The 19,549-nt window shown below is 64.1% G+C and carries 15 protein-coding genes and 2 pseudogenes; 13 read left to right on the top strand and 4 right to left on the bottom strand.

From position 1 onward, the window contains the following. The first annotated feature begins 57 nt into the window (after positions 1–57). From X742_RS158185 to X742_RS158200, 4 genes are all read left to right on the top strand, one after another. Positions 58–1,239: a divergent polysaccharide deacetylase family protein gene (locus X742_RS158185; RefSeq protein WP_023771734.1), complete on the top strand. Its 1,182-nt coding sequence runs from the start codon at positions 58–60 to the stop codon at positions 1,237–1,239. A gap of 37 nt (positions 1,240–1,276) precedes the next feature. After that, positions 1,277–1,798, top strand: a complete 522-nt coding sequence (locus tag X742_RS158190; RefSeq protein ID WP_023771733.1) for an RNA pyrophosphohydrolase — start codon at positions 1,277–1,279, stop codon at positions 1,796–1,798. 72 nt (positions 1,799–1,870) lie between these two features. Next, complete coding sequence (gene alr / locus X742_RS158195) at positions 1,871–3,016, top strand: alanine racemase (protein WP_023771732.1); 1,146 nt, start codon at positions 1,871–1,873, stop codon at positions 3,014–3,016. A 91-nt stretch (positions 3,017–3,107) separates the two neighbouring features. After that, positions 3,108–4,364, top strand: coding sequence for a D-amino acid dehydrogenase (locus X742_RS158200; RefSeq protein ID WP_023771731.1), 1,257 nt, complete (start codon positions 3,108–3,110; stop codon positions 4,362–4,364). 48 nt (positions 4,365–4,412) lie between these two features. Here X742_RS158200 and X742_RS158205 read toward each other — a convergent pair whose 3' ends face one another. The 3 genes and pseudogenes from X742_RS158205 to X742_RS01000000169975 all read right to left on the bottom strand — a co-directional run bounded on the left by X742_RS158205 (position 4,413) and on the right by X742_RS01000000169975 (position 8,143). Next, the gene (locus X742_RS158205) at positions 4,413–6,557 is read right to left on the bottom strand and encodes a phosphatidylserine/phosphatidylglycerophosphate/cardiolipin synthase family protein (RefSeq protein ID WP_023771730.1); all 2,145 of its coding nucleotides are present in this window, start codon (positions 6,555–6,557) and stop codon (positions 4,413–4,415) included. Next, positions 6,554–6,997, bottom strand: a complete 444-nt coding sequence (locus X742_RS158210; RefSeq protein ID WP_023771729.1) for a hypothetical protein — start codon at positions 6,995–6,997, stop codon at positions 6,554–6,556. The genes X742_RS158205 and X742_RS158210 overlap by 4 nt, the downstream gene beginning before the upstream one ends. 188 nt (positions 6,998–7,185) lie before the next feature. Next, positions 7,186–8,143 (bottom strand): annotated as a pseudogene (locus X742_RS01000000169975) (LysR family transcriptional regulator). 159 nt (positions 8,144–8,302) lie between these two features. On the opposite strand from X742_RS01000000169975, the gene X742_RS158215 reads away from it, so the two are divergent. Next, positions 8,303–9,799 carry a CoA-acylating methylmalonate-semialdehyde dehydrogenase gene (locus tag X742_RS158215; RefSeq protein WP_023771728.1) on the top strand — a complete coding sequence of 499 codons (1,497 nt, stop codon included), beginning with the start codon at positions 8,303–8,305 and terminating at the stop codon, positions 9,797–9,799. Positions 9,800–10,034: 235 nt separating this feature from the next. After that, positions 10,035–10,340, top strand: a complete 306-nt coding sequence (locus X742_RS158220) for a hypothetical protein (RefSeq protein ID WP_023771727.1) — start codon at positions 10,035–10,037, stop codon at positions 10,338–10,340. A 25-nt stretch (positions 10,341–10,365) separates the two neighbouring features. Here X742_RS158220 and X742_RS158225 read toward each other — a convergent pair whose 3' ends face one another. After that, positions 10,366–11,058 carry a GntR family transcriptional regulator gene (locus tag X742_RS158225; protein ID WP_031241358.1) on the bottom strand — a complete coding sequence of 231 codons (693 nt, stop codon included), beginning with the start codon at positions 11,056–11,058 and terminating at the stop codon, positions 10,366–10,368. 69 nt (positions 11,059–11,127) lie between these two features. Between X742_RS158225 and X742_RS158230 the strand changes: the two genes are divergently transcribed. The 7 genes and pseudogenes from X742_RS158230 to X742_RS158255 all read left to right on the top strand — a co-directional run bounded on the left by X742_RS158230 (position 11,128) and on the right by X742_RS158255 (position 19,539). Next, positions 11,128–12,021, top strand: coding sequence for a dihydrodipicolinate synthase family protein (locus X742_RS158230; protein ID WP_023771725.1), 894 nt, complete (start codon positions 11,128–11,130; stop codon positions 12,019–12,021). Between the two features lie 46 nt (positions 12,022–12,067). Next, positions 12,068–13,405: an FAD-binding oxidoreductase gene (locus X742_RS158235; protein ID WP_031247827.1), complete on the top strand. Its 1,338-nt coding sequence runs from the start codon at positions 12,068–12,070 to the stop codon at positions 13,403–13,405. A 14-nt stretch (positions 13,406–13,419) separates the two neighbouring features. Then, positions 13,420–14,421 carry a 4-hydroxyproline epimerase gene (locus X742_RS158240; RefSeq protein WP_023771723.1) on the top strand — a complete coding sequence of 334 codons (1,002 nt, stop codon included), beginning with the start codon at positions 13,420–13,422 and terminating at the stop codon, positions 14,419–14,421. 333 nt (positions 14,422–14,754) lie between these two features. Beyond that, positions 14,755–15,730 (top strand): annotated as a pseudogene (locus tag X742_RS01000000169970) (branched-chain amino acid ABC transporter permease). Positions 15,731–15,734: 4 nt separating this feature from the next. Further along, positions 15,735–17,330 (top strand): high-affinity branched-chain amino acid ABC transporter permease LivM, encoded by a 1,596-nt coding sequence (livM, locus tag X742_RS158245; RefSeq protein ID WP_023771721.1) that lies wholly within the window; start codon positions 15,735–15,737, stop codon positions 17,328–17,330. Further along, a complete protein-coding gene (locus X742_RS158250) occupies positions 17,330–18,811 on the top strand; it encodes an ATP-binding cassette domain-containing protein (RefSeq protein WP_023771720.1) in 1,482 nt (493 codons plus the stop codon). Before livM ends, X742_RS158250 begins: the two co-directional genes overlap by 1 nt. Next, positions 18,811–19,539 (top strand): ABC transporter ATP-binding protein, encoded by a 729-nt coding sequence (locus X742_RS158255; protein ID WP_015315220.1) that lies wholly within the window; start codon positions 18,811–18,813, stop codon positions 19,537–19,539. Before X742_RS158250 ends, X742_RS158255 begins: the two co-directional genes overlap by 1 nt. The last annotated feature ends 10 nt before the right edge of the window (positions 19,540–19,549 follow it).

Here is a 19,549-nt window from a genome sequence, read left to right as displayed (position 1 = left end):
TTCGTGCATGTGTTGCCGAAGGAGGTCGCCTTCGGAACCGTGCATCGGGGACAGGGCTTGGCTGATATCGGCAAGGACATCGAACGCCCGCTTGGACAGGCCGTCCGGGCGCCTCGCGCCGCCGGCAAGATCAGCGTCGGTGTGATCGCGGCGAGCGCGATCGTGCTTGCCGTGGTCGGCGTCTCGGCCGCGATCGCGCTCAGGGAAAAGCCGTTTCGAAAGCCGCAGGAAGTCGCCGTCTCGACGCCGAAAGTGACCGCGGCGGCCGAGCCCGCCGCGTCGCCTCCCGCATTGGCCCCGGCGGCGACGTCAAAAGTGGAGATGCCGGCCAAGACGGGCGGTCCGCAAATCATTCATGTGCAGACCGAAGAAGGCGACAGCCCGCCAAAGGCGGCAATCGTCATTCGCGATCCATCGACCGTCGGCCAGAACCTCAAGATCGCGCATATTCCCGACAGGGCGCTGATAGAAACCAGTGAAACCGGGCCCTTGCCGATGCGCTCCGCCGACGGAAGGCGACCCTTCGACGTCTATGCGCGGCCATGGTCCGGCACGCGTGGCGCACGTGTGGCGATCATCATCGGCGGGCTCGCGGTTTCACAGACGGGCACCCAGGCGGCGATCGCCAAGCTGCCGGCGGAAGTGACGCTGGCTTTCGCGCCACAGGGCAATAGCATCGGCCGTTGGATGCAGGCCGCAAGGCAGAGCGGGCACGAAGTCGTCATGCAGGTGCCGCTCGAGCCGTTCGACTATCCCAAGGTCAACCCCGGCCGCAACACGCTGACGGTGGCGGCGAGCGCGGAAGAAAACCTGAAAAACCTGCACTGGGCGCTGTCGCGGACGACGAACTATACCGGTGTCATGAACTATATGGGCGCGCGGTTTTCCGCCGACTCCGCGGCGATGGAGCCGTTCATGGCCGAACTTGGCAAAAGGGGCCTCGCCTATATCGACGACGGCTCGTCGGCGCGCAGCCTGGCTCCGGACATGGCGCTGAGGGATGGTGTGCCTTTCGTCGCCGGCGACACGGCGATCGACGCGGTGCAGGATCGCGGCGCCATCCTGAAGAAGCTCGACAGTCTCGAAGCGACCGCGCGTGCCAAAGGCACGGCCGTCGGCATCGGCTCGGCTTTCGACCTGACGGTCGACACGGTGTCGTCATGGGTGGCCGAGGCCAAGAAGCGCGGCATTGAGATCGTGCCGATTTCAGCGGTGGCCGTCGATCCGCAAAAGGGTTAGCCAAGGCCTTCGGAAAGGCGACTGGAGAGACTGAGTGATGCCGCAGACGAAAAAAGTCGACCGCGAAACGCTGCCCTACCGACCCTGTGTCGGGCTGATGATCCTCAATGGCGAGGGGCTGGTCTGGGTCGGGCATCGCATTGCCGAACCCGACAGCGAGTTCGCCGGCACAACGCAGCTCTGGCAGATGCCGCAAGGTGGCATCGACAAGGGCGAGGAGCCGTTGCAGGCCGCCGAGCGCGAGCTCTATGAGGAGACCGGCATGCACAGCGTCTCGCTGTTGGCGGAAGCGCCGGACTGGATCAACTATGACCTGCCGGACCACCTGGTCGGTATCGCCTTCAAGGGGCGGTATCGCGGCCAGACGCAGAAATGGTACGCCTTCCGCTTCCATGGCGATGCCAGCGAGATCCAGATCAATCCGCCGCCGGGCGGCCACACAGCCGAATTCGACAAATGGTCATGGCGGCCGATGCAAGACCTGCCCGACCTGATCGTGCCGTTCAAGCGCAAGGTCTATGAAGATGTGGTGGCGGCGTTCAGACATCTGGCGCGATAGCCGCGCGGCCCTGGCCGAGGTTGCCGCGCCGGTGCGGTGGTCGTATTGGTCGTCGATGCAACGAGGCTCGCCATGAACGACGCCGTCAACGGGGATGCTTCGAAAACCGCCACCGGTGGGCCAGTCAGCGAAGCGGCAGCCGGGGCGATTCTGACCATCGATCTCGGTGCGATCCGCGAAAACTACCGGCGGCTGAATGCAAGGCTGGGTGGCGTACGCTGTGCCGGCGTGGTCAAGGCCGACGGCTATGGTCTAGGTGCGGGCCAAGTGGCTTCGGCGCTGATGAAAGAAGGCTGCGACATCTTCTTCGTCGCTCTGCTGGCCGAAGGAATTGCGCTCCGCAAGGCGATCGGGACCGGACCCGAGATCTATGTGCTGAACGGTCTGCCGCCAGGCTCCGAGGGGGAAGCGGTCGCGTCTGGTCTCCGCGCGGTCATCAACAGTGGCGCACAGTTGAGAGCCTGGCGCGCGGCGGGACACCGTGTTGGCCAAAGACTTCCGGCCGCGATCCAGGTCGACAGCGGCATGTCGCGACTTGGCATGGCGCCGCCCGAAGTCGAGGCGATGGCCGGCGACACCGCCGCGTTCGATGGCATCGGCGTCAGATATGTGATGAGCCACCTGGCTTGCGCCGACGAGCCGCACCATCCCGCCAACGAACAGCAGCGGCGGGCCTTCGAGCGGTTGCGTGCCATNCTGCCCGGGGCACCCGCCTCGCTCGCCAATTCCTCCGGCATCTTTCTGGGACCATCCTATCATTATGATCTCGCTCGCCCTGGCGCCGCGCTCTACGGCATCAATCCGACGCCTGCCGAACCCAACCCGATGCTGCCCGTGGTGCGGCTGCAGGCCAAGGTGGCGCAGACGCGCGGCGTCGAAAAGGGCGCCGGCATCGGCTATGGCCACACCTACCATGCGGAAGGGCCGCTCAGCCTGGCGACGATCTCGTTCGGCTACGCGGATGGCTGGCTGCGCCGGTCCGCGTCGGCCGCCTGGTTCGAGGGCACGCGCCTGCCCTTCCTCGGACGCGTGTCGATGGATTCGATCATTCTCGACATCTCGGCCCTGCCGCCCGGCAAGCTTCGCGAAGGGGATCTCGTCGAACTGCTCGGCCCTTCGCAAAGCGTCGACGACGCCGCCGGCCATGCCGGCACGATCGGCTACGAAATCCTGGCCAGCCTCGGGACGCGGTTTCACCGGCGCTATGTCGGCGGGTAACCCTTGGGACTAACCCCTTGGCGGGTGCGGCAAAATCCGGCAGACAGTGGATGGCATGCCCGGTGTCCGTGGCGGCGTGGAGCGTGATGCGATGAAGATCATGGTGCTGGGCGGTGGCGTCATTGGGGTGACCACGGCCTATTATCTTGCCGAGGCCGGCCATGAGGTGACTGTGATCGACCGGCAGAAAGGGCCGGGGCTGGAAACCAGCTTCGCCAATGCCGGTGAGATTTCGCCCGGCTATGCCTCGCCCTGGGCCGGCCCGGGCATTCCGCTCAAGGCGATCAAGTGGCTCTTGATGAAGCATGGCCCGCTGGTGGTGCGGCCGGCGTTCGACCCGCACATGTGGACCTGGCTGGTCAAGATGCTGCGCAACTGCACCGCCGAGCGCTACGCGATCAACAAATCGCGCATGGTGCCGCTGGCCGAATACAGCCGTGACACGCTTAAGGCGCTGCGCGAGGCGACCGGCATCGCCTATGACGAGCGGACGCAGGGCACGCTGCAACTGTTTCGCACGCAAAAGCAGCTCGACGGCACATCAGGCGATGTCGAGGTGCTGAAGAAATATGGCGTGCCCTATGAGGTCCTTGATCCCGACGGCTGCATCGCGGCGGAACCGGCGCTGGCCGGGGTGCGCGAGAAATTCGTCGGAGGCCTGAGGCTGCCGCATGACGAGACCGGCGACTGCAAGATGTTCACCGACAGGCTGGCCGAGCTCTGCGTGGCGCGCGGCGTCAAGTTCGAATACGACACGACGATATGGCGCGTCATCCGCAGCCGCAACCGCGTCAACAGTATGAGCACCAGCAAGGGCTGGCTGACCGCCGACGCCTATGTGATGGCGCTGGGCAGCTATTCGGCGGACTTCATGCGCCGGATGAAGCGACCGATCCCGGTCTATCCGGTCAAGGGCTACTCGATCACGGTGCCGATCAAGGACGCCGCCGCCGCACCCGTGTCGACCGTGATGGACGAAACCTACAAGGTCGCGATCACCCGGCTCGGCGATCGCATCCGCGTCGGCGGCACGGCCGAGATTTCCGGATTCGACCTCAGGCTGCATGAATCGCGCCGGCGCACGCTCGAACACTCGGTCGGCGACCTTTTTCCGGGCGCCGGCGCGATGCGGGAGGCAACGTTCTGGTGCGGGCTGCGGCCGATGACGCCGGACGGACCGCCGCTGATCGGCCGCACGGAGCTGTCCAACCTCTATCTCAACACCGGCCACGGAACGCTCGGCTGGACCATGGCCTGCGGCTCGGCCAAGGTGCTTTCCGACATCATCTCGAACCGGGTGCCTGACATCGACGTGCGTGCCTTGGCGCAGGAGCGTTACCTGAAATAGCAGCCGCGCCTTTCGTGCTTGTATCGTTGCCCCGGAACCGGGGCGATATCAGAACGCCTGGCTGACCCACGCCTCGTCGAACAGCAGCCGGTACGCCCACGGGATCGTCACATTGGTGGCGACCGGGTTCGAGTGGGCGAGGTAGTCGTCATAGACCGGCTTCATCCTGGCGTAGAAGGCGGGGTCGAGCACCATCATGCCGTTCTCCGAATCGTGGAAGAAGCTGCGGTTGTTGAGGTTGACCGAGGATATGGCGACCAGCCTTTCATCGATCATCATGATCTTGGAATGCAGGACCACGTCAGGCGCCTTGAACTCGCGGATATTGATACGGTCGCCATATTTCTCGACGAACAGCTTGTTGAGCGCGGTGAGGAACTTGCCGCCGATATCGCCCTTGAGGTCGATGCGGCCGACAATGTCGATCCTGACGCCGCGGGCGAGTGCCCGGTCAAAAGCCTTGGCGAGGCTCGGCGTCGGATTGAGGTAGGGGTTGACGATCTGGATATGGTGCCGGGCGGCATCGACCAGCTCGACGAAATAGGCCTCCAGCGCATGGTCATCCTCATAGGGCACCGAGATGAAATGCCGGGCATTGCCCCGAGGGCCATCTCCGCGGACCGGGATGGAGAAGGGGCGCGCCAGGTTGGTGTCTGCGTCGCGCAGCCATATCGTCGACAGCTGCGCGGCGAGCGTCTCGACCGTCGCCCGGTCGGCGAACTCGATGTCGAAGTCGCTCCAGTTCGAATAGTAGTTCAGCGAAAACCCGTCGGTCTTGCCGTATTGCTCGAGATCCGGATAGCGCGTCAGATCGATCGGCTGGTGGAACAGGAAACCGTCATGGATGTTGCGGCCGCCGATGATGACGCGCGAGCGCGCGGGGTCCTGCGCCAGCGTCGCCAGCATCTTGACATGATGCACCTTGTGCAGTTGTGAAATCTGCTCGTCGATCGGCGCGCCGTGGTCCGCCCGCCAGCGATATTCCTTCAGCTCCACATTGGGGAATTCGGCGGCCAGCCGGTGCAGCATGGCGTCGTCCTTGTCGCGCTCCAGCACGTCGGTGACCATGATGCGCACCTTGGTGCCAAGCGCTGCATGATGGCGGATCAGCCGTTCGATGACCCGGCCGGAAAAGTCAGCCTTGAATTCCAGCGAGGACAGATAGATCAGCTTCAGCCTCGGCGCCTTCGAGAAATCGAGCGGCAGTTCCGGATCGCCTCTGTCTATTGCCGCATCTGACAGCGGGGCGCCCATTAACGCCTCGACCTTGGCGTTGAAGCCGTCGCGCGACTTGCGCAGCAGCCTGGGCTCGCCGATCGGCATGGCGCAGGTCTGCGACAGCCAGCGGCTGGCATAGAAGGCGCGCTCGAGCGCATCGAGGCCGGCATCGCCGGGGACTGGGCAGCGCTGGTAGCGGCTGTCCAAGCTGGCAAGCGCCGGATCCGCGGTTTCTTCGCGCCGGATGGTGAGCGGTGTACTGGCGGGCGCAAGGCTGGAGCGGATCCTCGCCGTGCACCGGTTGAGGCCGTCGCCCGGGAACAGGCTGACCGTGTCGTCCTCGCCGGAGAGGTGAAAGCCGAATGCCGCGCCGGCGGCGATGGTGCGTGAGCCCGCGCCAGCGCGGAGCGCCAATGCGCCGTCGCAACTGCCTTCGATGTCGGCCGGCTGTTTGCCCGACTGGCGCACGACGATCTCGGTGCTGTGTGCCTGCAAGCCGGAGAAATCGAAAATCCTTGGGGCCGAGGGCCGCGCCGCCGCATCGATATAGAGCGTCTGCCGCGACACCCGCCAGCGGCCCTCGAAATAACCGTCGCCGCTGCCTCCACCGGCCGGCGGCAGATGAGCGTTGGCGACCGGTCCGGCCAGGTGCTGGAGCGTCGAATAGGTCGCCTGGAAATCGCGGTTCTGGACATCGAGGCGGTTGCGCCCGAAGGGGCCGGTGCCGTTGGCACGGTCCATGGCGCCGAGCTGGTTGCGGGCGAGCAGTGCCAGGAACCGTCTTTCATAGTCGCTGCCGCCGTCATTGCCGAAGAACTGCTCAGCCGCGATCCGCGACCCGGGCGTGCCAGCCGACAGCGAGGGCCGCGCGCAAGCCTCCTGCCCAGCCGGGAGCTCGCAGGCATTGCGGCCCGCACCGCAGCCGGCAAGGGCGGCCAACCCGAACAGGGCGAGGATGGCCGTGCGGATATTCACCCCGTCGCCCCGGTCTTCATGACGCTCAACTGCGCCGGGTCGCGGGGCGGCATGAAACCTTGCGGGAAAACCTTGCAGACAGGGATGGCGAAGGTGGCGATCAGCAGTTCCGCCTCGCTGCGCATCTTGCGCGGCGACGTCATGTCATCGCGGATCGCCCTCGCGGAGGCGACAAGGGCGCCGTCGCAGTCGCAATGGTTGCGGCGGGCGATGTAGCAGGCGTCATGAGTTCGGCAAACGGCGTCGAGGCGATCGACAGGTCGGGCCGACAGATCGCCGGTGCGGGTGCCGGGACCGCAATAATTGCCGATGACGAAAGGCGAGGGACGCGCCATGGCGAAGCGGATCGGTTTCGGAAATTCGGCTTCCGGCACTTTTGTCCACGGGTTGGCGCATGCGGAAACGAACAGCAGCGGCAGGATGGCAAGAACGGCTCGCATGTCTATCCGCGCCAGCTTTCTGAAAGATGCCCCACCCCGACCTGTCCCATGGCCGGGGACCGCACGCCTGATGCCACACTGGTCGGTTTTGTGGCAAGGAAAAGGCGGCGTGCGTGATCCAGGCCCGCGTTATTGTGATGTCGGCACCCTGCCTGAAGGGCGCGAAACCCGCAGGCATTTGAGGGAAATCAGGTAAACAACCCCCGCTCCCGTTCCACCGCCTTGGTGATGAAGCCGGCGACGATCTGGACGCGGCGCAGCGGCCTCACCGATTCGTGATAGACCAGCCAGTAGGCGCGGCGGATGGGCGCGACCACATCGACGGCCACCAACTCCGGCATCGAGCGGGCGACGAAGGTGTGCAGGATGCCGATGCCGGCGCCCGAGCGCACGGCTTCGGCCTGGCCAAGTGCGGAGGAGATGGCAAAGCTGGTCCGCCAATCGGCGCTGAATTCGGCGGCGTAGTCGAGCGACGGGCTGACGATCAGGTCAGGCACATAGCCGATAAGGGTGTGCTGGCCAAGTTCGGCGGCGGTTTTGGGCAGGCCATGCGCGTCGACATAGCCGCGGGAGGCAAACAGGCCGAGCGAGTAGTCGACCAGTTTCCCCGCCACCAGCCGACCTTCGGTCGGCCGCTCGACGGTTATGGCAATGTCGGCCTCGCGCCGCGACAGGGAGAAGGAGCGCGGCACCGGGACGAGTTGGATGGTGAGTTCGCGGTGCTGGGCGGTGAGTTCGCCCAGCCGCTTGGCCAGGAAGGCGACGCCGAAGCCGTCGGGTGCGCCGATGCGCACGGTTCCGGAAACATCGTCGCCTTCGCCCGATATGGTCGAGCGGGCGGCGATCATGTCGCCTTCCATGCGCTCGGCGATGTCGAGGAAGCGCTCGCCGNTCGCCCGATATGGTCGAGCGGGCGGCGATCATGTCGCCTTCCATGCGCTCGGCGATGTCGAGGAAGCGCTCGCCGGCCGGGGTCAGTTCGCTGCCGGTGGTCAGCCGGCGGAAGAGTTTCGTGCGTAACGCGTCTTCGAGGGCCGCGATGCGGCGCGAGACGGTGGCGTGGTTCAGCTCAAGCCGCCTGGCGGCGCCAAGGATCTGGCCGGCCCGCGCCACGGCGAGGAAGATGCGGACGTCATCCCAGTTCATGGCCTTCCCCTGATGGCGATCTCAGGCGAGTATTTGCGAGAATTGATGCTCACGCGTCAATCGATATCTATTTTACGCACAACGGTTGCGTTCTCCCTCGCGTTGCCATCGGCCAGCCAAAGGCGGACAATGCGACATCACAAACCAGGGAGAGAAATCATGATCGACTACGGTCATTTCATCGGCGGCAAGCGTGTCGCCGGCACCAGCGGCCGCAAGCAGGACGTCATGCAGCCGATGGACGGCACGGTGCGCGGCACGGTGGCGCTGGCCTCGCAGGCGGAATTGCGCGCGGCGGTCGAGAACGCCAAGGCCGCACAGCCCCAATGGGCCGCGACCAATCCGCAGCGCCGCGTGCGCGTTCTGATGAAGTTTCTCGAACTGGTCGCCCGCGACTATGACGAACTGGCCGAGATCCTCGCGCGCGAACATGGCAAGACCATCGCCGACGCCAAGGGCGACATCCAGCGCGGCCTGGAAGTGGTCGAGGTCTGCATCGGCGCTCCGCACATGATGAAGGGCGAGTTCACCGACGGCGCCGGCCCCGGCATCGATGTCTATTCGATGCGCCAGCCGCTCGGCGTCGTCGCCGGCATCACGCCGTTCAATTTCCCGGCGATGATCCCGTTGTGGAAGATCGCGCCGGCGATCGCCTGCGGCAACGCCTTCATCCTGAAGCCTTCGGAGCGTGATCCGGGCGTGCCGATGCGCATTGCCGAACTGTTCATCGAGGCCGGTCTGCCGGCCGGCATCCTCAATGTCGTCAACGGCGACAAGGATGTCGTCGACGCCATCCTCGACGATCCCGACATCAAGGCCATCGGCTTTGTCGGCTCGACGCCGATCGCGCATTACATCTATTCGCGCGGCACGGCGGCCGGCAAGCGCGTGCAGTGCTTCGGCGGCGCCAAGAACCACATGATCATCATGCCCGACGCCGACATGGACCAGACCGTCGACGCGCTGATCGGCGCCGGCTACGGCTCGGCCGGCGAGCGGTGCATGGCTATCTCGGTGGCCGTTCCGGTCGGCAACGACACCGCCAACCGGCTGATGGAAAAGCTGATCCCGCGCGTCGAAAGCCTGAAGGTCGGTCCCTCGACGGATTCGGCAGCGGATTTCGGCCCGCTGGTTACCGCCCAGGCGCTGGAGCGCGTCAAGGGTTACGTCGACACCGGTGTCAAGGAAGGCGCCAAGCTTGTCGTCGACGGTCGCGGCTTCAAGATGCAGGGCTATGAGGACGGCTACTATATGGGCGGTTGCCTGTTCGACAATGTCACGGCCGATATGCGCATCTACAAAGAAGAGATCTTTGGGCCGGTGCTCTCGGTGGTGCGCGCGCCGACCTATGAGAACGCCATCAAGCTCGCCAACGACCATGAGATGGGCAATGGCGTCGCCATCTTCACCCGCGATGGCGACGCCGCGCGCGACTTCGCCAGCCGTGTCCAGGTCGGCATGGTCGGCGTCAACGTACCGATCCCGGTGCCGATCGCCTATTACACTTTCGGCGGCTGGAAGGCATCTTCCTTCGGCGATCTCAACCAGCATGGCCCGGACGCGTTCCGCTTCTACACCAAGACCAAGACGGTGACGTCGCGCTGGCCGTCCGGCATCAAGGACGGCGCCGAGTTCGTTATCCCCACGATGAATTGACCGGACGCTTTTTTATCTGGTCTTCCTCCCTGCAAGGCGGATGAGAAGATCGATTGAACCTGAGGCCTAAGTCCCCGGACTTAGGCCTTTTGTTTTTGCAAACGCTAATGTGATGGAACCGGTGGGGATTGCGCGACTTAGGGCTGCAATCCTGCCGTGGAGGAGGCGCGGCAGACAACCAGGGCGCCGACGGCGGGCCGGTGGCATTGCATCGTCCGGCGCAAGGAGGTGTCAAATGACACGACGTCTTACGGCGACAATGTTCGTTGCGGCGATGGCGATGTGCTTGGGTGCTGCCCAGGCAAATGCAGCTGGGCAATGCGCGGCACGCGCCGATATCGTGAAAGCGCTCGGCGAGAACTTCCACGAAAGCGAAGCCGGGCGCGGCCTGATCAACCCCAATGTGGTCCTCGAGGTCTTCGTTTCGGAACAAGGCAGCTGGACGGTCTTGGCGTCCGACACGAAAGGCCAGAGTTGTATCCTGTCGGTCGGCGAAGGCTGGGACAGCCCGACACTCAAGGCGGCCTTGCCGGGCGCCTGAGCGATTTGCCTTCGCGCTCTTGCAACTAGCGCGTGGCGGCGACCTCGGCATGGCCGCGCAGCAGTGCCATCAGTTTCTTGGCGTCCTTGGCGGCGCCTTCCTCGTCGCCGTCCAGGATCGAGCGGATCAATGCAACATGGTGCTCGGCGGATTCCGCCAGCCCGGTGTCGGCCTTGTAGCGGAACCAGAAGCGGCGACTGTGGGTCTGCAGCGGGGCGGCCAACCGGGCGGCGAACGGGTTGTCGGCGGCCAGCGCCAGCGCCTCGTCGAGCGCCTTGTCGGCCTGGATGAAGGCGAGCACATTGCCTGATATCACTGCTTTCTGCATGGCGAGCGCCGCCTCGTGGAACATGTCGGCGGCCTCGCGGGTGACGAAGCGTGCGGCCGAACGGGCGAGCACCACCTCGACGCCACGCCTTGCGTCGAGCACACGCAGCCAGTCGCCGGGGTGCAGTGGCGCGATCGCGATGCCGGCGCGGGGCCTGACATCGAGCAATCCCTCCCAGGCCAGCCGCTGGATCGCCTCGCGCACCGGCGTGCGGCCGAGCGCCAACCGCTCGATCAGGGAACCCTCGGTGACAAAACTCGCCGGGGCCAGTTCGAGCGTGACGATCATGTGTTCGAGGACGCGATAGGCCCTGGTCGCCGCGGGTTCGGACACGGTGCTTGCTTCCATGGATATCAAAGGTGCTCTCCTGATATATCTAGAATATATCATAACAGATTCCGTATTGACAGCAGCTTTCCTAACAGATATACGGCTGATATATCAGATGGAGAGATAGCCATGTGGACCGGAGTTTTCCCCGCCGTCACGACCAAATTCACCGCCGACGATCGGCTCGACCACGCCGAGATGGAGCGCTGCTTCGGCCTGCAAATGGATGCCGGCTGCGATGGCATCATTGTCTGCGGCTCGCTCGGCGAGGGACCGATGCTGTCACCTGACGAGAAGATCGAGGTGCTGAAGACCGCGCAGAAGATCGCTGGCAAGAAGCCGGTGCTGCTGACGGTCAACGAGGCTGGCACTCGCGAGGCGGCCAGCATCGCCAAGCGCGCCGCCAAGGAAGGCGCCAATGGCCTGATGGTGGTGCCGAGCCCGATCTACCACACCAACGCGGAAGAGACGGTGGCGGCGCTGCGCGCGGTGGCGGAAGCCGGCGACGTGCCGGTCATGATCTATTCCAACCGGCTCGCCTACCGCGTAGATGTAAGCGTCGACCAGATGGAGGAGCTGGCATCGGACAAGCGCTTCGTCGCCATCAAGGAATCCTCCGACGACATCCGCCGCTCGACAGAGATCATCAACCGCCTGGGCAGCCGCTACGACCTGTTCACCGGCGTGGACAATCTGGCCTTCGAGGCGCTGTCCGTGGGTGCCATCGGCTGGGTGGCCGGTCTGGTCACCGCCTTCCCGCGCGAGACCGTCGCCATCTACCAGCTGATGAAGCAGGGACGTCGCGAAGAGGCGCTCGCCATCTACCGCTGGTTCCGGCCGCTGCTCGACCTCGATGTCTCGACCTATCTGGTGCAGAACATCAAGCTTGCCGAAGTGTTCGCAATCAACACCAATGACCGCGTGCGCATGCCGCGCATGCCGCTGTCGGGCGAACGCCGCAAAGTGGTCGAGAAGATCATCAAGGATGCGCTGGCGGCGCGGCCGACACTGCCACGGTTCTAAAGAGGGTTCTCTTCTCCGTTCACGGGGAGAAGATGGCGGCAGCCAGATGAGAGGCAGCGCCCAGGTGCAAGGAAAGTCCAAATTGACAGACGAGGGGCGGCGCTCCTCATCCGCCCTTCGGGCACCTTCTCCCCGTGAACGAGGAGAAGGGAGAGACATCGCCATCATCGGCGGCGGCATCATCGGCATTTGCGCTGCTGCCTTCCTTGCCGAGGCAGGACTGGACGTCACGGTCTTCGACCGCACGGGCATCTGCGAGGAGACGAGCTCCGGCAACGCCGCCGCCTTTGCCTTCTCCGACGTGCTGCCGCTGGCGCACAAGGGAATGATCCGGCAGCTGCCAAAATGGCTCGCCGATCCACTCGGCCCGCTCAGCATTCCGCCCGCCTACCTGCCGAAGCTGCTGCCCTGGCTGATCCGATTCTGGCGCGCCGGCGCGTCTGGGAAATACGAAGCGAGCCTGACGGCGCAGGCCGGCATGATGAAGCTTGCCGAGGCCGAATGGATGGATCTGCTCGATCGCTCAGGCACCCGGCCGATGCTGCGCGAGGACGGTTCGCTCGAACTTTACGAAGGCAAGGCCGAGTTCCGCGCCTCGCTGTCGGGCTGGGCGGCGCGCGAGCGCTTCGGCATCGGCTTCCGCCATGTCGAGGGCGAGGACCTGGCGGACCTGCAGCCGGGGCTGTCACCGCGCTTCGTCAAAGGCACTTTCGTCCCTGGATGGAAGACGGTCGCCGATCCAAAACTGCTCGGCAAGGCGGTGTGGGCGTACGCGCAGTCCAAGGGCGCCCGCTTCGAGATGGCCCGCATCGACCGCATCGCGGCGGATCAGGATGGCCCGACACTGACACTGGCCGACGGCACGAGCAGGCAAGCCGGACACATAATCATTGCCGCGGGCGCCTGGTCGCACCTGCTGGCGCGGCAGCTCGGCGATCGCATTCCGCTGGAGACCGAACGCGGCTACAACACGACGCTGCCGACGAGCGCCTTCGACGTGAGGCGACAGTTGATCTTTTCCGGCCATGGCTTCGTCATCACCCCGCTCGAAACCGGCCTGCGTGTCGGCGGTGCCGTGGAACTCGGGGGCATCGAGCGGCCGCCCAATTTCAATAGGTCGAAAGCGCTCTTGCGGAAGGCGCGGGAATTCCTGCCGGGGCTCGATCCCTCGGGTGGGCGCGAATGGATGGGGTTCCGGCCCTCGCTGCCGGATTCGGTGCCCGTCGTCGGCAAGGCGGCGCGAAGCCGGTCGGTGATCTACGCCTTCGGCCACGGCCACCTCGGCCTGACGCAGGCCGCGGCAACCGGGCGGTTGATCAGGGAATTCGTTCTGGGGCAGACTTCGTCCGTTGATCTGGCCCCCTTCAGTCCACAACGGTTTTGATCTCAAGGAGCCACATGGCCAAGAAATCCTTCTTCTGCATCGACGGCCACACCTGCGGCAATCCGGTGCGGCTGGTCGCCGGCGGCGGCCCTTTGCTGCAGGGCTCGACCATGATGGAGCGACGGGCGCATTTCCTGGCCGAATACGACTGGATCCGCACTGGCCTGATGTTCGAACCGCGCGGCCATGACGTGATGTCAGGCTCGATCCTCTACCCGCCGACGCGCGAGGATTGCGACATCGCCATCCTGTTCATCGAGACGTCCGGCTGCCTGCCGATGTGCGGCCACGGCACCATCGGTACGGTGACGATGGCGATCGAGCACGGGCTGATCAAGCCGAAGACGCCGGGTGTGCTCAGGCTAGACACGCCGGCCGGGCTGGTCATCGCCGAGTACAAGCAGGTCGGCGAATATGTCGAGGAAGTACGCATCACCAACGTGCCCTCCTTCCTGCACGCCGAAGGGTTGAAGGTCGAATGTCCAGGTCTCGGCGAGATCACCGTCGATGTCGCCTATGGCGGCAATTTCTACGCCATCGTGGAGCCGCAGGCGAACTATCGAGATATGGCCGACTATTCCGCCGGCGACTTCATCGCCTGGAGCTCGGTGGTGCGGCAGCGGCTCAACGAGAAGTATTCCTTCGTGCATCCGGAGAATCCCGGGATCACCGGGTTGTCGCACATGCTGTGGACCGGCAAGCCGACGGTTGAGGGAGCCGATGCCCGCAATGCCGTCTTCTACGGCGACAAGGCGATCGACCGCTCTCCATGCGGCACCGGCACCTCGGCGCGCATGGCGCAGCTCCATGCCAAGGGCAAGCTCAAGGCGGGGGATGCGTTTGTCCATGAATCGATCATCGGCTCGCTGTTCAAGGGCAAGGTTGAAAAGGACGTCACGGTCGCCGGTAAGCCGGCGATCATCCCTTCGATCGGCGGCTGGGCCCGCATGACTGGACTGAACACGATCTTCATCGACGACCGCGATCCGTTCGCGCATGGTTTCGTGGTCAAGTAGGAGAATCCTGACGCCGCGGAAAGGAGCGTGACGAAAAACGAAACGTGTCAGGAACGCAACGATTCCTCTCATCACCTAATCTTGACGGTGATTTCTTCGAAAGCGAGCGCATGATGCGGCTCAATCGTCAAAGACATTGCGTTATGCCAATGATAGGGTCCGCGATAGTCCAGGGGCTGGGTGCGAAAACGGGCGATCAGGAAGACGTGACTTGCGAACACGCGGGGCGGTCAAAAAAATCACGTTGCAATCCGGGCTCGAAACTTTACGACTAGGGGAAATACGAAAAGGAATGCGTCTGCATGGGCGACATTCCAGGGGAGCCATGTACACATGCAGTACTTTGTCCAGCAGCTTATCAACGGGCTGACGCTGGGATCGATCTATGGGCTGATCGCGATCGGCTACACGATGGTCTACGGCATTATCGGCATGATCAATTTCGCCCATGGCGACATCTTCATGGTGGGCGCTTTCTCGGCGCTCATCGTCTTCCTCATCCTCGGCGCGCTGTTTTATTCGGTACCCGTGGTCATCGCGCTGCTGGTCATGATGATCGTGGCGATGCTGCTCACCAGCCTCTACAACTGGACGATCGAGAAAGTGGCCTACCGGCCGCTGCGCGGTTCGTTCCGGCTGGCGCCGCTGATCACCGCCATCGGCATGTCGATCGCGCTGTCGAACTTCGTCCAGGTGACGCAAGGCCCGCGCAACAAGCCGATCCCGCCGATGGTCAGCCAAGTCTACAACATCAACGGCGTCAGCGTTTCGCTGAAGCAGATCATCATCGTCATCGTCACCGCTTTGCTGTTGGCGCTGTTCTGGTATCTGGTCAACAAGACCTCGCTTGGCCGGGCACAACGCGCCTGCGAGCAGGACCGCAAGATGGCCGCACTGCTGGGCATCGACGTCGACCGCACCATCTCGATCNCAACGCGCCTGCGAGCAGGACCGCAAGATGGCCGCACTGCTGGGCATCGACGTCGACCGCACCATCTCGATCACTTTCATCATGGGCGCCGCTCTTGCCGCCGTCGCCGGCACGCTGTTCTTGATGTACTACGGCGTCATCGCCTTCTCGGACGGCTTTACCCCCGGGGTCAAGGCATTCACGGCGGCGGTTCTAGGCGGCATCGGTTCATTGCCAGGTGCGGTGCTGGGCGGCCTCCTGATCGGCTTCATCGAGAGCATGTGGTCGGCCTATTTCTCGATCGACTACAAGGACGTCGCCGCGTTCTCGATCCTGGCGATCGTGCTGATCTTCCTGCCTTCCGGCATATTGGGCCGGCCAGAAGTCGAAAAGGTCTGAGACCATGGCCGTGACCGTATCTCCAGAGCGCGACACTGTCGCCAGCCCCATGCAGCGCGCGCTGCGCGAGGGCTTCTATGCCGGCGCCATCTCGCTTGGCCTGTTCGTGCTGTTCATCGGCCTCAAGACCGACCAGAACATCTCCAACGAACTGGTCTTGGTGAAGCGCTGGGGGCTCTTGGCCGCCGTGGTGATCGCCACGGCTGTCGGGCGTTTCCTTTATGTCGCCTATGGTCAGCCCTTCATGGCCAACCAGAAGATCGCCGATGTCGCCACCGGCCTGTTGCCGGCCAGCGCGGCGTCGCGCTTCTTCCTGTTGCCGGCGTTTGTCGTGGCGATCATCGCGGTGGTGCTGCTGTTCGTGTTCAACGGCTCGCTTGCCGGATGGGTCGGAGCAGAGGCGGCCGGCTACCTGCAGTTCCTGCGCGCGCTCGCAATCATCTATGCGCTGGCCTGTGTGATCTACTATTTCCGCGGCTTCATCCACGCCAACTTCACCAAGCTCGGCATTGCCGCGCTGGTGCTCTATCCGATCCTTGTCGTCGTCGTGCTGTCGCTGATGTCGTGGTCGGTCGCCACCGGACTGCAGGGCTCGCTGAAATGGGTCGACAATTTCGGCATCCAGATCCTGATCTACGTGATGCTGGCCTGGGGGCTGAACATCGTCGTAGGCCTCGCCGGCCTGCTTGATCTCGGCTACGTCGCCTTCTACGCCGTCGGCGCCTATGCCTATGCGCTGCTTGGCACAACCTACGGCCTGTCGTTCTGGATACTGCTTCCGGCGGCTGGCGCCATGGCCGCCTTCTGGGGCGTGCTGCTCGGCTTTCCGGTGCTGCGCCTGCGCGGCGACTACCTGGCGATCGTTACCCTTGCCTTCGGTGAGATCATCCGCCTGGTGCTGATCAACTGGCGCGATGTGACCAACGGTTCGGCCGGTATCTCCGGCATTCCGAAGGTCACCTTTTTCGGCCTGATGACCTTCAACGTCTCGGACCCCAACTACATTGCCAAGGTCCTGCACCTCGCGACCTCGAGCGCCTACTACAAGATCTTCCTCTATTACCTGATCCTGGCGCTTTGCATGCTCACCGCCTTCGTCACCATCAGGCTGAGGCGCATGCCCGTGGGGCGCGCCTGGGAAGCGCTGCGCGAGGACGAGATCGCCTGCCGCTCGCTCGGCATCAACACCACCACGACCAAGCTGACGGCGTTTGCCACGGGTGCCATGTTCGGCGGTTTTGCCGGGGCGTTCTTCGCCGCGCGGCAGGGTTTCGTCAGCCCGGAATCCTTCGTCTTCCTGGAATCGGCCATCATCCTGGCCATCGTCGTCCTTGGCGGCATGGGGTCGCTGGTCGGCATCGCCGTCGCCGCGATGGTGATGATCGGCGGCACCGAGGCGCTGCGCGAGCTCGACTTCCTCAAGCAGGTCTTCGGGCAAGATTTCACCCCCGAACTCTACCGCATGCTCCTGTTTGGCATGGCCATGGTCATCGTCATGCTGTGGAAGCCGCGCGGCTTTGTCGGCAGTCGTGAACCGACAGCCTTCCTCAAGGAGCGCAGGGCTGTCTCAAGCTCCTTCACCAAGGAGGGTCACGGCTGATGAATGCGAACGCACAAATGAACGACTCCATCCTGCAGGTCGATCATCTGTCGATGAAGTTCGGCGGCCTGGTCGCCATCGGCGACCTGTCCTTCACCGCCAGGCGCGGTGAAATCACCGCGCTGATCGGCCCCAACGGCGCCGGCAAGACCACCGTGTTCAATTGCATCACCGGCTTCTACAAGCCGTCGGAAGGCATGATCACGCTCAACGGGGCCGATGGCTCCAGCTACCTGCTGGAACGGCTGCCCAACCATGAGATCCCGGCGCGCGCCAAGGTGGCGCGCACCTTCCAGAACATCCGCCTGTTCTCGGGCATGACGCTGCTGGAGAACCTGCTCGTCGCCCAGCACAACAAGCTGATGAAGGCATCCGGGTATACGATCCTGGGCCTGTTCGGCTTCAGCGGCTACCGCAAGGCCTCGGCCGAATCGGTGGAGCTTGCCAAGCACTGGCTGGAAAAGGCCGATCTCGTCGATCGAGCCGACGATCCGGCCGGCGACCTGCCCTACGGCGCACAGCGGCGGCTCGAGATCGCGCGCGCCATGTGCACCGGTCCCGAGCTTCTGTGCCTCGACGAACCCGCGGCCGGTCTCAACCCGAAGGAATCGGCGGCTCTCAACGAACTGCTGATGGGGATCAAGCACACGACTGGCACCTCGATCCTCCTGATCGAGCACGACATGTCGGTGGTCATGCAGATCTCCGACCATGTCGTGGTGCTGGAATATGGCCGCAAGATCTCCGACGGCAATCCGCAGTCGGTGCGCACCGACCCGCGTGTCATCGCTGCCTATCTTGGCGTCGACGACGAGGAAGTCGAGACCGTACTTACCGAAGTCGGCGACGAGGACGTCATCGAACAGCTCGACATCGGTCCCGACTCCGCGCATGGCCCGGGGACATCATCCTCGTATCTGGCCGGGCCGGTGAGCGACACCGTCGGCCATAGCCAAGGCGAACGCGTAACCGTGTCGAAAGGCGCCTCGAAGGCAGCGCAGGTCGATGCCCGCGCCGCCAGCGTGGCAAGCAGGCCTGTCGCCCCGACACCGGCACAGGCCAAGCCCGCCGCGAAGAAAGCGGCGCCAAGGAAGACGGCCGCCAAGGCGCCCGCCGCGAAGGCCGAAGGCGTTTCGAACCGGCTCGCTGTCCCCCGTGGCGGCAAGGCCGACAATCTGACCCGCATCAAGGGCATCGGCACGGTCAACGAGAAGAAGCTCAACGAACACGGCATCTTCCACTTCGACCAGATCGGCGCCTGGAAGAAGGCGGACGTCGAAGCGGTCGAGGCCTATCTCGCCTTTGACGGACGCATAGCGCGCGAGGAGTGGGTCAAGCAGGCTAAGCTGCTCGGCCAAGGCAAGGATACGGAATTCTCACGCCGCGTCGATGCAGGCAAGGTGGCGACCAGTCATGTTTCCGGCAAAGCCAAGGCGAGCACAGCCAAGCCCGTTCAGGGCAAGCGTGGAGGGGGCAAGTGATGGCCACGACAACGCTGCTCGATATCAAGGGCGTGGAGACCTATTACGGCAACATCCGTGCGCTGAACGGCGTCAATGTCAGCGTCAAGCAAGGTGAGATCGTGGCGCTGATCGGCGCCAACGGCGCCGGCAAGTCGACGCTGATGATGACCATCTTCGGGGCTCCACGCGCCCGCACGGGCACCATCACTTTCAACGGGACCGATATCACCCAGTTGCCGACACACGAAATCGCGCGCATGCGCATTGCCCAGTCACCCGAGGGCCGGCGCATCTTTCCGCGCATGACGGTGATGGAAAACCTGCAGATGGGCGCCAGCCTCGACAACCTCAAATATTATGGCGAGGACGTCGAGAAGGTGTTCACGCTATTCCCCAGGCTGAAGGAGCGCATCGCCCAGCGTGGTGGTACGCTGTCGGGCGGCGAACAGCAGATGCTGTCGATCGGACGCGCACTGATGGCGCGGCCGAAACTGCTTCTGCTCGACGAGCCGTCGCTGGGTCTGGCGCCGCTGATCGTCAAGCAGATCTTCGATGCCATCCGCGAGTTGAACCGCACCCAAGGGCTGACCGTGTTCCTGGTCGAGCAGAACGCGTTCGGCGCGCTCAAGCTCGCCACGCGCGGCTATGTCATGGTCAACGGCAATGTGACGATGAGCGGCACCGGCAAGGAGCTGCTCGCCAATCCGGAAGTGCGCGCCGCCTATCTCGAAGGCGGACATCACTGAGTTCAGGAGA

Origin of the sequence: Mesorhizobium sp. LNHC229A00, from assembly GCF_000502415.1 — a bacterium.
Classification (GTDB): Bacteria; Pseudomonadota; Alphaproteobacteria; order Rhizobiales; family Rhizobiaceae; genus Mesorhizobium.
This window is presented reverse-complemented; position numbering and strand designations above follow the sequence as displayed.